Genomic DNA, 15,376 nt, shown 5'->3' on the forward strand with positions numbered 1-15,376 from the left:
TAGCGGTTTATAATTCCCATAAAGTGGGAGACTAAAAACAATAGAATGAATATTTTAATACTAGGTTCAGGAGGAAGAGAGCACACATTTGCTTGGAAAATAGCGCAAAGCGACGGTTGTAAAAATTTATATGTAGCGCCTGGAAACTCAGGAACTGCAGCGGTTGCTACAAATGTAAATATTGGAGTTACTGATTTTGATGCTATAAAGCACCTAGTATTAGATAAAAATATAGATGTAGTAGTAGTTGGTCCTGAAGATCCATTAGTAAACGGTATACATGATTATTTTTTGAATGATGATGCTATAAAGCACGTTTCAGTAATTGGACCACAAAAAGCAGCTGCGGAATTAGAAGGAAGTAAAGAATTTGCCAAAGAGTTTTTGTACCGTCATAATATACCAACTGCCGCCTATGAAAGTTTTACAAAAGATACGGTAGAAAAAGGGTATGTGTTTTTAGAAACATTAAAACCACCATATGTATTAAAGGCAGATGGTTTAGCAGCTGGAAAAGGTGTGGTTATTTTAAATGATTTGGATGAAGCCAAAGCAGAACTTAAAAGTATGCTTGTAGATGCTAAATTTGGAGATGCCAGCACCAAAGTGGTTATAGAAGAGTTTCTTGATGGTATAGAACTTAGTTGTTTTGTACTAACTGATGGGACTAATTATAAGATATTACCAACAGCTAAAGATTATAAACGTATAGGCGAAGGTGATACAGGTTTAAATACTGGTGGTATGGGTGCAGTATCTCCTGTGCCTTTTGCTACAGATGAGTTTTTAAGCAAAATAGAAGAACGCATTGTAAAACCTACAATTAATGGTTTAAAAAAGGACAATTTACCTTATATCGGTTTTATATTTATTGGCTTAATCAAGGTAGGTGACGACCCTAAAGTTATTGAATATAATGTGCGTATGGGCGACCCTGAAACCGAGGTTGTGTTTCCTAGACTTAAAAATGATCTAGTTGAAATATTAAAAGCCATGGCTAATGGTACTTTAAATACTATTGATTTAGAAATTGATGAACGCGCTGCTACAACTATTATGTTAGTTTCTGGAGGGTATCCAGAGGCGTATGAGAAGGGTAAAGAAATTACAGGAATTGAGCATATTAAAGATTCTATTCCATTTCATGCAGGCGCACAATTGCAAAACGGTAAAATTGTAACCTCAGGAGGGCGTGTTATAGCAATAACATCATACGGAGATACGTATCATGAGGCCATAAAAAAATCTTACCAAAGTATAGAAAAACTACATTTTGATAAGATGAATTATCGTAAAGATATTGGCTTCGATTTATAAAAACGAATGTGATGAGATACTCTTATCTTCTTCGTTATTATTATTAAAGATTTGAAGTTGCTTCATCCAGTAAAGCATAGCAACAAAGCCAATAAGAATAAAAATCCAAGATGCGGTGTTAGCTAACCACCAATTCTCTAACTCTAGTGCTCTTAAAGCATCATAAGGCGCAAAAAGCACATTAACAAATAAATCTTGTATTGCGTAAAAGAAGTCTTTCATATTAGTATATTTACTCTGCAAAAATACAAAAACTGTAAATGATTACAAGCATTTTTACTAAATCTAAGCCAATTAATTTTATAATTGTCTTCTTTATTATTTTACTTGCTTGTGCGGTATCATTTTTTAGGATTGAAAACCATACAATTAATCTCAATGATACTTTAACCTTTACAGCATTAATTTCTGGGGTATACCTTTCAATGTTAGTGTTAAATTTCGTGTCTAGTAAAAATAAACTAACACAAACCAATAGTTTCGAGATTATTCTATTCGGTCTCTTTTTGTTGATGGTGCCACAAACTACTACAAGTTTAAAACTTACATTGGCCAATATTTTTTTATTATTTGGTTTAAGACGCCTTATTAGTTTACAATCTGAAAAACATATAAAGAAGAAATTATTTGATGCCGCTTTCTGGATTACGCTCGCAACACTATTTTATTCGTGGGTTGTATTGTTTGTTATCTTAATACCTGTTGCTATATACCTTTACACTGATAATAAAATTCGGAATTGGATAATTCCTTTAACAGGAATTGGCGCGGTATATGTTATAGCATTTTGTATTTGTTTTTTTCTAAACTACGATTTGGTAGCTAGTATTGTCAGTAGTTTTCAAGTAAGTTTTAATTTTAGTGTTTATAATACAGTACAGTTTTTAATTGCGCTTACAGTACTGTTTTCCTTTGGGTTTTGGTCTTTACTTTTTTACATCAAAAATATTAATTTGAAGAAGAAAGCGGTAAGACCTGCGTTTTATATTATAATTTGGACTGTAACATTATCTTTTTTATTACTGGTAATAGCGCCTAAAAAAACAGGGGGAGAGTTTCTATTTATGTTTGCACCATTAGCCATTATTATTGCAAATTATATAGAAGTAATAGGAGAAAAATGGTTTAAAGAATTATTTTTTTTAATACTTCTTATAGTGCCGGTTATTTTACTATTTCTGTAGTTTTTCACCAAAAGATAAATCGCCAGCATCTCCTAAACCAGGTATAATATACCCTTTGTTATTTAACGTTTTATCAATCGCAGCTATCCAAAGATGCGTATTTTTAGGAAATTTAGACCTTACATAATCTACACCTTCTTGAGCACCAATAACACTCACTAAATGTATGTCATTTGGTGTGCCATAAGTCTGCAAAGCTTCAAACGTGGCTAACATAGATTGTCCGGTTGCCAACATCGGGTCTGCTAAAATTAATGTTTTGTTTGTTAGGTCGGGACAAGCCAGATACTCTACAACAATTTCAAAACTTTCAGGATTGTCTTTATGACGTCTGTAGGCAGATATAAAAGCATTTTCTGCCGTATCAAAATAATTTAGTAAACCATTGTGTAAAGGTAAACCAGCTCTTAAAATAGAACACAGTACAATATCATTATTAAAATCAGTAGTTTTAGAAATACCCAAAGGCGTAGTAGTATCTTTTGATATATAGTTAAACGTTTTACTTATTTCGTAACCTAAAACTTCACCAATACGTTCTATATTTCTCCTAAATCGCATACTATCTTTTTGAATAGTTGTATCTCTTATTTCAGAAATAAACCTATTAAGCAGAGAGTTTTCATTTAAAAGGTGATGAATGTGCATCTTATAACGCGATATTTTAAATGTTAAAGTTAACTAATATAAGTATATTTGTGGCTTAAAATTAACACTTATGTTTACCAATAAAGCCAATAAAATATTTCAAGAAGTTATTGAAAAATATCATGTTATCAATACTGTAGATCAGCCTTTTGAAAACCCTTACCCAAAGAGCGATTTAATTGAGCATTTACTTTATAGAAAATGTTGGATTGATACAGTACAATGGCATTACGAGGATATTATTCGTGATCCTCAAATAGATCCAGTAGCGGCATTAACATTAAAGCGTCAAATAGATGCCTCTAATCAAGATAGAACCGATATGGTAGAGTATGTTGATAGTTATTTTCTTGAAAAATACAAAGAAGTAGCCGTTAAAAATAATGCTACAATAAATACTGAAAGTCCTGCTTGGGGTATTGATAGACTATCCATTTTAGCACTAAAAGTATATCATATGAATGAAGAAGCCACTAGAATAGATGCTTCTGATGCGCACAGAGCTGCTTGTAAAACTAAATTAGATATTTTACTAGAACAGCGTGTAGATTTATCAACTGCAATTGATACGCTTTTAAGTGATATTGAAAATGGTGACAAGTATATGAAAGTATACAAGCAAATGAAGATGTATAATGATGATGAGCTAAACCCTGTACTGCGGTCTCAAAAATAATAGTTTATCGTTCTTATTTAAGAGAAACATCTTAATTTAAGTTGTTTACACTATACTTAAGTCAACAGCTTAGTTATATGTCCATACAAAAAAAACATATTTTGGTAATACGTCTCTCGGCTATGGGAGATGTAGCTATGACGTTGCCGGTTATTAGAGCTGCTGTAGCACAACATCCAGAATTAAAAATAACGGTATTAACAAAACCATTCTTTAAACCTTTTTTTAGAAATTTAATAGGTGTTAATGTAATTACTGTAGATTTAAAAGGCAAGCATAAAGGCGCTTTCGGACTTTACAAATTGGCTAGAGAGATTAATAAACACTTTACGTTTTATGCCATTGCCGATTTGCATAACGTTTTAAGAAGTAAAGTTTTAAAGCAGTTTATAAAATGTAATCGGTTTATTTCAATTGATAAGGGACGTGCCGAAAAAAGACAATTAACCTCAGGTAAGTTGTTTAAACCATTAAAAACTACACATCAGCGTTATGCCGATGTATTTAAAGTATTGGGTTACCCTATAAGTTTAGAACATCCATCTTTCCCTAAAAAAGCGAGCTTAAACTTGCAAACAGCTCAATTTTTAGGAGATAAAAAAAAGGGGTTTATCGGTATTGCGCCATTTACAGCGCATGATGGTAAAATGTATCCACTAGATATAATGAAAACTGTGGTAGAAGCCCTTTCAAAAGATTATAAAATTATATTATTTGGTGGTGGCAAAAACCAAGCAGCAATTTTAAACCGTTGGCAACAGTTTCATGATAATACGTTGAGTGTTGTTGGTAAATTCTCTTTAGATGAAGAGATGGATATAATTTCAAACTTAGATGTTATGCTTTCTATGGATTCTGGCAATGCACACATTGCAGCAATGCTAGGTATTAAAGTAATTACCATTTGGGGCGTTACACATCCTTATGCAGGTTTTGCACCATTTAATCAACCAATAGACTATGCTTTGCTTTCAGATAGAGTAAAGTTTCCGTTAATACCAACATCTGTATATGGTAATACCTATCCAAGTGGCTATGATAAAGTAGCCGCTTCAATTTCTGCTGAAACCGTTGTGGCTAAAATTAAGTCGGTAATTTAGAGATTAAACATCGTCATAGTCTACAACAATAGTTGCTGTAGTTGGATGTGCTTGACATGTTAAAATTAAACCTTCAGCAACCTCACTTTCTGTTAAAATATTATTTTGGGTCATTGTAGCTTCACCTTCTTTAATCTTGCCTAAACAACTACTACAAATTCCACCTTGGCAGGAGTATGGCGCATCCAAATCTTTATCAAGCGCAGCCTCTAAAATAGTCTGTTTTGCAGACATTTCAAATGTTGTTTCTTCATCATCTACAATAACAGTAATTTTAGTATTGCCAGATTGAGATACTGCTGCTGGTTTTTCAGAAATTTCAGATGATTTCGCAGCCTTAAAAAGTTCAAAATGTATACGATTTTCATCAATACCGTGGCTACTTAGTACATCCTTTACAGTGTGAATCATGCCTTCTGGCCCACATAAATAAAAAGCATCTACATCAATATCCTTATGCTTATTTTTCATCACATAGTTTACAGTACTTTTTTCAATACGGCCAAAAATAGCGTTATCTTCATCGGTTTGACTAAATACAAACTGTATAGAAAAGCGCTCGTTGTATTGGTGCTGTAATTCTAAAAGTTCATTTAAAAACATAGTATCTTTAGTAGACTTATTACCGTAAACCAATATAACTTTACTGTGTACTTCTTCTTCTAAAGCACACTTAATAATACTCATAATTGGTGTTATCCCACTACCTGCAGCAAACAGTGCTATATTTTTAGTTTTTTTATCGTTAGGTTCAAATATAAAGCGTCCTTTAGGTGATGCAACTTCTAAAGTATCACCAACTTTTAAATCAGAATTCGCATAGGCAGAAAATGTACCGTCTTTAACTTCTTTAACCGCTACTTTTAACTCACCACTTTTAGGAGATACACACAATGAGTAATCGCGCCTAACCTCATTACCGTTTATATCGGTTTTTAATGTAATATACTGGCCTGCGTTAAATGCAAACTCCTGTTTTAAATTCTCAGTAACATTAAAGCTAATGCTTACTGATGCATCGGTTTCTCTAGTTATATTTTTAATTGAAAGTTTGTGAAATCCAGACATAATAAAATTTTCTTCAAAAATAATGAAGCATTAACGTTTTATCGATGTTTTTAATTGAAAAAATCATACATAATTATTATATGCATAATAAATTTATGTATATTTGAATACCTCACAATTAATCAGAAAATGCATGAAAAGCACCAATTTATATAAAGGGAGTTTAACAACCATTATTTTAAAACTTTTAAACGAAAATGATAAAATGTATGGCTATCAAATTACGCAAAAAGTTAAAGAAATTACTAAAGGTGAACTTAATATTACAGAGGGTGCATTATACCCATCCTTACATAAATTAGAGGCAGAAGGTTTTCTTGATGTTGAGTTTGCTAAAGTAAATAATAGAATGCGAAAATATTATAAACTTACAGAATTAGGCACACAAGAAACAGTAATTAAGTTGGCAGAATTAGAAGATTACATTAGTACAATGCGTGCTTTAGTTAATCCTAAATTTAGAATGGGATAATGAAGAAACTTGATAAAAGTGAAATAGAAAAACTTTACACTTTTACCAGAACACATTATGTAGAATGGTATGATGTTCAAACTGAATTGGTAGATCATTTAGCAAACGGTATTGAAAGTCAATGGAAAAAAAATAGTAGTCTTGTATTTGATGATGCCTTAAACATAGAATTTAAAAAATTCGGAATCTTTGGATTTTCAGAATTGGTTGAAAATAAAGAAAAAGCATTACACAAATACTACAGGAACTTAGTGTTTAAAGAATTAAAAAGGCATCTAAAATTACCAAATCTTTTTTTAATAATGCTTTCAGTTTATGCACTAAAAGCACTTTTAAATGTTTTTGAAAATAAAGATTATGTAACTATTACTTTTATTTTATTAATTCTTGTATATAGTTCATTTCATTTGTATAAGGCCAAAAAAACAATTAAAAATCGATACAAGACAACAGGAAAAAAATGGCTTTTTGATGTTTCTATAATGCAACTAGGTGGTTTTATTCATTTATCGTTTCTTTTAATTCAAATCCCAAATTTCAAAGACTATTTAATGCTTCAAACTAACATTGGAGGGCTTGTATTTTCAATAGTTTTTGTGTCTTATATCATGATAATTTACATTTCTTCGTGCGTAGTTCCAAAAATTATAGAAGAAAATATGAAAAAACGCTATCAAGATTTATATTTTTAATAAAATCTGTAACATTTCTTACTATTTTTACACTAACATCAAAAACTCACATTAATCAAAACATTAACACATGAAAAACTTATTATTAGTATTCGTTTTAGTATTTACAATTTCTATAAACGCGCAAGAGGATGCAGCATTTAAATCTGAAACTATTGAGTTTATAAAAATTACTGGTGCTACTAAGGCTTTTGATGACGCTATAGACCAAATTGGCAATATGGTATCACAAGACAACAAAGAGGCTTATAAAAAAGAAGCAGTCGCTACTTTAGACGAGCTTTACAATGATATGGCTACTTTGTATATGGAAGAATTTACAAGAGAAGAGATTAAAGCATTAGTAGCATTTTATAAAACCGATTTAGGTAAAAAATTAGCAGGTAAACAAGTTACATTAGCACAAAAAGGTATGATGATGGGACAATCTTGGGGTATGAAGGTACAAGGGATTGCTCAAAAGTATAACTAAAATGCTAAGTTTATGATTAAGCATTTCTTAAATTTAGAATGGAAAGCGTTTTTTAGGTCGGCTAGCTTTGGTAAAAGCTTAGGAGTAAAAATTTTAATGGGCTTTTTTGCAGTCTATTTTATACTTATTTTTTTAGGTGTAGGTTTTGCGTTATATCCTGGATTAAAGAAGTTATACCCAGAACAAGACCCGCTAAAAATTGTAAATAGCTATTTATTTTTCTGGATTTTAGGCGATTTATTATTTCGTTTTTTCTTTCAAAAACTTCCAGTAATGAGTGTTAAACCACTACTTACACTACCTATTAGCAGAAGCAAAGTGGTAAATTTTGTACTTGGTAAGGCAGCAATATCGTTTTTTAACGTTTTGCCTTTGTTTGCCATTATTCCATTTGGTGCCATACTCCTTTTTAATGATTACCCTGCAAGTGCTGTTTTAATTTGGATGTTGGCATTAGTATTAACAACACTTGTTATAAACTTCTTAAATTTTATTATTGAAAGTTTTTCAGCAGAAACTGAATTGTCTTTTCTACCAGTAATAGTGCTTACAGGTGGTTTGTTTGCTTTAAATTATTTTGAAATTGTTTCATTCAAAAACGTAATAGGTAACGTATACAATGCTATTTATGATACACCGCTACTAATAATAGCTCTTGTGGTTTTGCTGGTCATTATGTATGGCTTTAATTTTAAATTACTTCATAAAAAACTCTTTTTAGATAGTGGTTTAAAAACTGAAGTAAAAGAAGTAAATGCCTCGAACTTAGAATGGACTAAGAATTTTGGAGATATTGCACCGTTTATGCAGTTAGACTTACGATTAATATGGCGAAATAAACGCACAAAATCTTCAGTATGGATGCTAGCATTGGGGCTTTTATACGGCTTGGTGTTTTATCCAAATCCTACGTACAGTAATATGCCATTCTTTTTTGTGTTTATCGGTATATTTTCAACAGGTGTTTTTTTAATAAACTTCGGTCAGTTTGTGCCAGCTTGGGATAGTGGCTACTATAAATTATTAATGAGTCAAAATATTAAGTACGAGCAATATTTAAAGTCAAAATTCACACTAATGGCCTTAAGCGTTGTGTTACTTTTTGTGTTGGGCATACCGTATGTGTATTTTGGTTGGAAAGTTTTGTTTGCACATTTTGCCGCGGCCATTTATAACATAGGCATTAATACACATGTAATTTTATGGGGTGGCTCTTTTAATAGAAAGAAGATTGATTTAAGTCAAAAAGCAGCATTTAATTATCAAGGTACAGGTGCTGTACAGTGGCTTATTGGGATACCATTATTACTTATACCTATGGCACTTTTTGGAATTTTAAACTGGTTATTAAGTTTTGAAATTGCATGCATTTTACTTATAATATTGGGCGTTTTAGGTATTGTTTTTCATCAAAAATTGATGAGGTACATTACAGAGAAATATTCAGAATCAAAATATAAAATGATTAATGCTTTCGATCAAGAACATTAAATTAAAGCTATGATAACAACATCAAATTTATCAAAAACCTATAGTGGAAATAAAGTATTGCACATAGAAAACTTAGATATCCCAAAAGGACAAAGTTTTGGATTAGTAGGTAATAATGGCGCTGGTAAAACTACATATTTTAGTTTGTTGCTAGATTTAATTCAACCTACTACGGGGCGAATTGTATCCAATAATATACAAGTGAATAAAAGCGAAGCTTGGAAACCCTTTACATCGGCCTTTATTGATGAAAGCTTTTTGATTGGGTATTTAACACCTGAAGAGTATTTTTATTTTGTTGGCGAATTACGCGGACAAAATAAAGCTGATGTTAATACTTTTGTAAATCAGTTTGAAGATTTTTTTCATGGTGAAATATTAGGGAAGAAAAAATATTTACGCGATTTAAGTAAAGGGAATCAGAAAAAAGCAGGTATTGTTGCTGCACTTATAGGAAACCCCGAAGTGGTAATTTTAGATGAGCCATTTGCAAATTTAGACCCAACAACGCAAATTAGATTAAAAAGTATTGTGAAGGATTTGGCTGAAACCAGAGGCGTTACCGTTTTAATTTCTAGTCATGATTTATTGCATGTTACCGATGTTTGTGAGCGTATTGTTGTACTAGAAAAAGGTGAAGTAGTAAAGGATTTAGTGACTAATACAGCTACCTTAAAGGAGTTGGAAGCGCATTTTGCGAATTAAGTATTGATTAAAAAATTAGAAAAAAGATACAAGTTATCTATTATTAAAAAGGCAATACAAAGCAGTGTAAAAACGAGTCGTTTTTTCATAATATAAAAGAATTAATATGTTAATAGTTTATGTTATGGGATGTATCTCATATCGAAACGGCCATTTGTGATATTTATAGTTTCGCAATTATCGGTAACTGTTGTAAATTCAAAAGTTCCCGATATGGTATAATTAACTTGGTCTATTTTAGTAAAAGTTATTCTTCCTTCAAAGGTGTCCTCAAATTCATAAATACATGTCAATTGATTTATTATTTTAGAATAGCCCGCTTTATATAAATCATTTTTAAAAGAATATTCTTGACCCTCAATTAAAGGATCAACAAGATTAAAAGCAACGCTTTCATTTGAGTTGGTACTAACTTCTATGGTAGCGCTCAATTGTAGCTGACCTTGTTGATAAATTGCTGATAGATTACTTGTATTAGTTACTTTAAATATTTCTCCATTAATTAAACACCCAAAGGTATTCTCACCAGTTTGTGTTTCAGGTGGTAATTGGTCTATAGGGTCGGTAATAGTGTCATCATCATTTTTACAACTTGTGGCACTTAGCATACATATGCTTAATACTACTGTTGCAATTCGTTTTATGTTTTTCATAGTAATTGGGGTTTACAAATTTTCATATAAATGTAAGAAAAAAAACAGGACATTGTATGCGTACTTCTACCTACATTTGTGCAAAAAGCTAAATTCAACGTTTAGTTAATACGGGAAAACTGTAAAATGATTTTTTAAAAAATATGCTAAAAAGATTACAAGTTATTTATTATTAAAAGGCAATACAAAGCAGTGTAAAAACGAGTCGTTTTTTCATAATTTAAAAGAATTAATATGTTAATAGTTTATTTTATGGTGTGTATTTTACATCGAACCGACCTTCTGTAATTTTTACATCCTCACAATTATCAGCCACTGTTGAAAATTCAAATGTTCCTGACAATATAAAATTTTGATTGTCTACATTAGAAAACATAATTGAACCCTGATATGCATCTTCTATATCATATTTACATTTATCTATAATATTAAAATCCGTATATTTTGAAAGCTTTACTAAGCTATAAGAAACATTTTTCTCTAAAGGCCCTCCAACAAACATGGTAATATCAATATCAATTTCATCATTTGTTAGCCCTCCCCCTAATTGCAATTGGTTTTGCTGATATATTGCAGTTATCTTTCTTGTATTGGTAACAGCAACAGCATCTCCATTAACCAAATATCCAAACGTATTCTCTCCTGTTTGGGTTGCTGGGGGTAGTTGGTCTATAGGGTCGGTAATAGTGTCATCATCTTTTTTACAACTTGTAGCACTTAGTATACATATGCTTAATGCTATAGTTGTAATTCGTTTTATGTTTTTCATAGCTATTGGGGTTTACAAATTTTAATATAAATGTAAGAAAAAAAAACAGGACATTGTATACGTACTTCTAACTACATTTGTGCAAAAAGCTAAATTTGACGTTTAGTTAATACAGGAAAACCGTAAAATACTTTTTAAAAAAACATGTTAAAAAGGCTATAAGTTATCTATTATTAAAAGGCAATACAAAGCACTGTAAAAACGAGTCGTTTTTTCATAATTTTAAAGAATTAATATGTTAATAGTTTATGTTATGGGATATATCTCATATCGAAACGGCCATTTGTGATATTTATAGTTTCGCAATTATCATTTATGGATGAGAATTGGAAAATACCTGAAATCGTATAGTTGATTTGATCTATTTTAGTAAAAGTTATTCTTCCTTCAAGGTATCCTCAAATTTATAAATACATGTCAATTGATTTATTATTTTAGAATAGCCCGCTTTATATAAATCATTTTTAAAAGAGTATTCTTGACTTTCATTTAAAGGACTTACCAAGTTAAAGCTATGCGCTCATTTAGCTACTACTTGCTCCTAATCTAGGAGCATTAGAATCTCTTAATATCATTATCCATTTTAAAAACGAAAATAGTTTAACTGGGCTTTATGGTATCAAAACAACATATAAAAGTTTGGCATTACATATTGATGATAAAAATGCATTTAAAGATAGAATAGACAATACTATGCTTAATGATAAATTATAGCTAATTGTTATTTTTTTTGTTGAAAATGCTTTTGGGTTTTGTTTAATTAGTAAATTACAATATATCTAGCTTTACCCTTGTATTTTTAAAATTTTATAAGTGGAGTACCCTTCAAATTCCACAACATTTTACAACATAATCGAAAAAGATGTTTATTTTTACCCCACTTGCATACTATATGTAAGTGTTTGTAGTTATATATTACACCAAATAAATAGGTATTGAAAACACTTTTAAAACCAGCAGTTTTAGTTCTTATAAGCATTATTGCTATAACAAGTTGTTCACGCAAAAAAAATACGTTTTTAAGTAGAAACGTTCATGCAGTAACTGCGGAATACAACGCGCTATTTAATGGATACAACGCGTTAGAACAAGGTAGAACGTCTCTTAATGCGAGCTATGAAGACGATTATTGGGCGGTTTTACCTATTGAGCGTATGCAAATTGATGAGGATATTATTTTGCCTGGGCAATCTAAAAACGAAAACTTTACAAGAGCAGAAGAAAAGGCTGCTAAAGCTATACAAAAACATAGTATGAATATAGAAAGTAAGGAGTATAATCCACAAATGGATGAAGCCTACTTACTTTTGGGGAAAGCGCGGTATTTCGATCAGCGTTTTGTACCTGCTTTACAAGCGTTCAATTATATTTTATACAAATATCCAGCAAGTGATAAAATAAATCAAGCTAAGGTATGGCGCGAGAAAACTAATATTCGTTTAGATAACGATGATTTGGCAATTAAAAATTTAAAACGCCTTTTAAAACAAGAAGATTTAGAGGGGCAGGATTTGGCCGATGCTACGTCTATGTTGGCACAAGCTTATATTAATACAAAAATTATTGATACTGCAATAACACAATTAGAAATTGCAGCTAATGCTACAAAAAGTAATGATGAACGTGGGCGCTACCGTTTTATACAAGGGCAACTCTATAACAATTTAGGATATAAAGATAGCGCAAATATGGTGTTTGATAAGGTTATTGAGCTTAACAGAAAAACACCACGCATTTATATGATTAGTGCACACCTTGAGAAAATTAAAAACTTTGATTATGAGAATGGTGACAAGTTAGTATTATCAGAACTTTTAGAGGATTTAGAAACAAATAGAGAGAATCGTCCGTTTTTAGATAAAATTTATCATAGTATAGGCGTACATCATTTAAAAAATGGTTCGGTAGAACTGGCATCACGATATTTTAATAAATCTTTACGAACAAACACAAGAAATGAACAATTAAAAGCAAGGAATTATGAAATTTTAGGTGATGTTACTTTTGACAAAAGAATATACGCAGATGCAGGAGCATATTATGATAGTACCTTAGCAAACCTAAAGCTAAATTCTAAACCCTACAGAACCATAAAGCGTAAGCGCGATAATTTAGAAGATGTTATTTATTACGAAGGTGTTGCAAAAGTTGATGATAGTATTTTACACTTGGTAAATTTATCGGATGCTGAAAAGCTTATTTATTTTGAAACCTTTACCGAAGCTTTAAAAGTTAAAGCTGAAGAAGCTGCCAAAAAGGAAGAGGCTTTAAAGCGTAACACAGGTTTAGCTACTGTAAACACAAAAATTGGCACTAGAAACACAAGTGTGGGAGTGCCTGGAAAAGCAGCTGGATTTTATTTTTACAATCCTACCACAGTTGCTTTTGGAAAAAATGAATTTATAAAAGTTTGGGGAGATAGAGCTTTGGAAGATAATTGGAGATGGGCTAATAAAGCATTTTCTGTAGGAGGAAATACAGCTTCTGTTGCTGATATTGCAACTAATGCTTCAGAAGAAGAACGGTTTGATCCACAGTTTTATATTTCAAAAATACCCTCAGAAACAAAAGTTGTTGATAGTATATCAAAAGAACGTAACTATGCGTATTATCAATTAGGGCTTATTTATAAAGAGAAGTTTAAAGAATATAATTTAGCTAAAGATAAATTTAAAGACGTATTAAATAGTAATCCTGAAGAACGTTTAGTGTTACCTTCAAAATATAACTTATATAAAATTTATGAAGCACTGGGAGAAAACGATGAAGCTACTATTGCAAAAAACGATATTGTTTCCAGTTATCCAGAGAGTAGATATGCGTCCATATTAACGAATCCAGATGCGGTGTCTGATAAAGACGAAAATAGTCCGTTGGTGCTATATGAAAACCTATACGAAGTTCATCTAGCTCAAAACTATGAGGAGGTTATAAAAAATGGTGAGACATATATAAAAACGTTTGATGGTGAGCCTATTGTACCAAAATTTGAGCTACTTAAAGCTACAGCTACAGGACGATTATTTGGTTTTGATGCTTATAAAAAAGCAATTAATTATATTGCTGTAACTTATGCTAATACGCCCGAAGGGCAACAAGCGCAACGAATGGCTAATGACATGCTACCAAAATTAGAATCTAATGCGTTTGTTAATGATAGTATTTCAAACAAATTTAAGGTTATATTTAAGTTTGATAGAAAAAGCACCGAAACCATAAATACGTTTAAAACTACTTTGGATGAAGTTTTAAAAAATGTTAAGTATTACGACTTAAAAAGTTCGGTTGATGTTTACGATACAAATACTACCTTTGTAGTAGTGCATGGTTTAAAAAATGAGCAAGTAGCACAAACGTTTAACCAAATACTTATAGAAGAAGATGTAAATAAAATACATGAACCATTTTTTGTAGCATCTTCAACAAATTATCAAATATTTCAAATACATAAAAACCTAGATACCTACTTAAACTTGAATAATCAGTAAACCCAAATATTATGTTCTCAGATAATAAAAAAGATAAATCAACAATGGATAGCACGTCAAGTCAAAACATTATAGCAAAGGGTACCAAAATTATTGGTGACTTTAATAGTGAAGGTGATTTTAGAATAGATGGTACTATAGAAGGGAATATTAAAACCTCAGGAAAACTTGTAGTTGGTAAAAATGGTGAAATTAAAGGTACTATTCAAGGTACAGATGCTTATTTTGAAGGTAAATTTTCCGGAAAATTATCTTTAGCTGGTACTTTAACTTTAAAATCTTCAGCATTTATTGAAGGTGAAGTTACTGTAGGCAAATTAGCGGTAGAACCAGGTGCTACATTTAATGTAACTTGTGCAATGAAGGGCACTGTAAAACCTATGCATAACGGTGAGTCAACACGAAAAAAAACCGAAACAGAAAAAACAGCTTAATCCATATTTAAGGTTTACCTCTACCGCATTTCAAATGGGCGCAACCATCTACTTAGGAAATGCACTTGGTAAATGGGTAGATGTGAAATTCACAACTTCATTTTGGGAATCCATAATAACATTAGTATCTATTTTTATCGCAATTTATTTAGTAATATCCCAAGTTTTAAAACTCTCAAAAGATAATAATGATAATGATTAAGTCTT

Annotated in this window: 17 protein-coding genes; 12 read left to right on the top strand and 5 right to left on the bottom strand. The window is 31.1% G+C overall.

All coding sequences use genetic code 11. From position 1 onward, the window contains the following. Positions 1-45: 45 nt before the first annotated feature. On the top strand, positions 46-1,317 hold the full coding sequence (gene purD, locus ACKGJY_RS10995) for a phosphoribosylamine--glycine ligase (protein WP_413973939.1): 1,272 nt from the start codon (positions 46-48) through the stop codon (positions 1,315-1,317). Here purD and ACKGJY_RS11000 read toward each other — a convergent pair. Then, positions 1,312-1,539 carry a DUF6341 family protein gene (locus ACKGJY_RS11000; protein ID WP_413973940.1) on the bottom strand — a complete coding sequence of 76 codons (228 nt, stop codon included), beginning with the start codon at positions 1,537-1,539 and terminating at the stop codon, positions 1,312-1,314. The two genes, purD and ACKGJY_RS11000, sit on opposite strands and share 6 nt — an antisense overlap. 38 nt (positions 1,540-1,577) lie before the next feature. Here ACKGJY_RS11000 and ACKGJY_RS11005 point away from each other — a divergent pair, with 38 nt between their 5' ends. Then, positions 1,578-2,501, top strand: a complete 924-nt coding sequence (locus tag ACKGJY_RS11005; protein WP_413973941.1) for a DUF6427 family protein — start codon at positions 1,578-1,580, stop codon at positions 2,499-2,501. Here ACKGJY_RS11005 and upp read toward each other — a convergent pair. Next, positions 2,490-3,149 (bottom strand): uracil phosphoribosyltransferase, encoded by a 660-nt coding sequence (gene upp / locus ACKGJY_RS11010; RefSeq protein WP_413973942.1) that lies wholly within the window; start codon positions 3,147-3,149, stop codon positions 2,490-2,492. The two genes, ACKGJY_RS11005 and upp, sit on opposite strands and share 12 nt — an antisense overlap. Positions 3,150-3,219: 70 nt before the next feature. On the opposite strand from upp, the gene ACKGJY_RS11015 reads away from it, so the two are divergent. Then, positions 3,220-3,825, top strand: coding sequence for a DUF4254 domain-containing protein (locus tag ACKGJY_RS11015; protein WP_413973943.1), 606 nt, complete (start codon positions 3,220-3,222; stop codon positions 3,823-3,825). A 77-nt stretch (positions 3,826-3,902) separates the two neighbouring features. Beyond that, positions 3,903-4,925 carry a glycosyltransferase family 9 protein gene (locus ACKGJY_RS11020; protein WP_413973944.1) on the top strand — a complete coding sequence of 341 codons (1,023 nt, stop codon included), beginning with the start codon at positions 3,903-3,905 and terminating at the stop codon, positions 4,923-4,925. A gap of 3 nt (positions 4,926-4,928) precedes the next feature. Here the strand turns inward: ACKGJY_RS11020 and ACKGJY_RS11025 are convergent, their stop codons facing one another. Beyond that, complete coding sequence (locus tag ACKGJY_RS11025; RefSeq protein ID WP_413973945.1) at positions 4,929-5,993, bottom strand: 2Fe-2S iron-sulfur cluster-binding protein; 1,065 nt, start codon at positions 5,991-5,993, stop codon at positions 4,929-4,931. 133 nt (positions 5,994-6,126) lie between these two features. On the opposite strand from ACKGJY_RS11025, the gene ACKGJY_RS11030 reads away from it, so the two are divergent. The 5 genes from ACKGJY_RS11030 to ACKGJY_RS11050 all read left to right on the top strand — a co-directional run bounded on the left by ACKGJY_RS11030 (position 6,127) and on the right by ACKGJY_RS11050 (position 9,825). Beyond that, positions 6,127-6,465 (top strand): PadR family transcriptional regulator, encoded by a 339-nt coding sequence (locus ACKGJY_RS11030; RefSeq protein WP_413973946.1) that lies wholly within the window; start codon positions 6,127-6,129, stop codon positions 6,463-6,465. After that, a complete protein-coding gene (locus ACKGJY_RS11035; RefSeq protein WP_413973947.1) occupies positions 6,465-7,157 on the top strand; it encodes a hypothetical protein in 693 nt (230 codons plus the stop codon). Before ACKGJY_RS11030 ends, ACKGJY_RS11035 begins: the two co-directional genes overlap by 1 nt. A gap of 70 nt (positions 7,158-7,227) precedes the next feature. Next, positions 7,228-7,629, top strand: coding sequence for a DUF2059 domain-containing protein (locus tag ACKGJY_RS11040; protein ID WP_413973948.1), 402 nt, complete (start codon positions 7,228-7,230; stop codon positions 7,627-7,629). A 12-nt stretch (positions 7,630-7,641) separates the two neighbouring features. Continuing rightward, the gene (locus tag ACKGJY_RS11045) at positions 7,642-9,120 is read left to right on the top strand and encodes a DUF5687 family protein (RefSeq protein ID WP_413973949.1); all 1,479 of its coding nucleotides are present in this window, start codon (positions 7,642-7,644) and stop codon (positions 9,118-9,120) included. Between the two features lie 9 nt (positions 9,121-9,129). Continuing rightward, positions 9,130-9,825 carry an ABC transporter ATP-binding protein gene (locus tag ACKGJY_RS11050; RefSeq protein WP_413973950.1) on the top strand — a complete coding sequence of 232 codons (696 nt, stop codon included), beginning with the start codon at positions 9,130-9,132 and terminating at the stop codon, positions 9,823-9,825. Between the two features lie 122 nt (positions 9,826-9,947). Here ACKGJY_RS11050 and ACKGJY_RS11055 read toward each other — a convergent pair whose 3' ends face one another. Beyond that, the gene (locus tag ACKGJY_RS11055) at positions 9,948-10,478 is read right to left on the bottom strand and encodes a DUF6252 family protein (protein WP_413973951.1); all 531 of its coding nucleotides are present in this window, start codon (positions 10,476-10,478) and stop codon (positions 9,948-9,950) included. A 250-nt stretch (positions 10,479-10,728) separates the two neighbouring features. After that, positions 10,729-11,247, bottom strand: coding sequence for a hypothetical protein (locus ACKGJY_RS11060; RefSeq protein WP_413973952.1), 519 nt, complete (start codon positions 11,245-11,247; stop codon positions 10,729-10,731). A 935-nt stretch (positions 11,248-12,182) separates the two neighbouring features. Here ACKGJY_RS11060 and ACKGJY_RS11065 point away from each other — a divergent pair. The 3 genes from ACKGJY_RS11065 to ACKGJY_RS11075 are packed head-to-tail and all read left to right on the top strand — an operon-like array spanning position 12,183 to position 15,371. Beyond that, positions 12,183-14,735 carry a tetratricopeptide repeat protein gene (locus ACKGJY_RS11065; RefSeq protein ID WP_413973953.1) on the top strand — a complete coding sequence of 851 codons (2,553 nt, stop codon included), beginning with the start codon at positions 12,183-12,185 and terminating at the stop codon, positions 14,733-14,735. Between the two features lie 11 nt (positions 14,736-14,746). Next, entirely contained in the window at positions 14,747-15,169 is a 423-nt protein-coding gene (locus ACKGJY_RS11070; protein WP_413973954.1) for a bactofilin family protein, read from the top strand. Next, entirely contained in the window at positions 15,126-15,371 is a 246-nt protein-coding gene (locus ACKGJY_RS11075; protein ID WP_413973955.1) for an AtpZ/AtpI family protein, read from the top strand. The genes ACKGJY_RS11070 and ACKGJY_RS11075 overlap by 44 nt, the downstream gene beginning before the upstream one ends. Positions 15,372-15,376: the final 5 nt, after the last annotated feature.

It is taken from the genome of Hyunsoonleella sp. 2307UL5-6 (assembly GCF_047345485.1).
In the GTDB taxonomy this organism is placed as follows: Bacteria; Bacteroidota; Bacteroidia; order Flavobacteriales; family Flavobacteriaceae; genus Jejuia.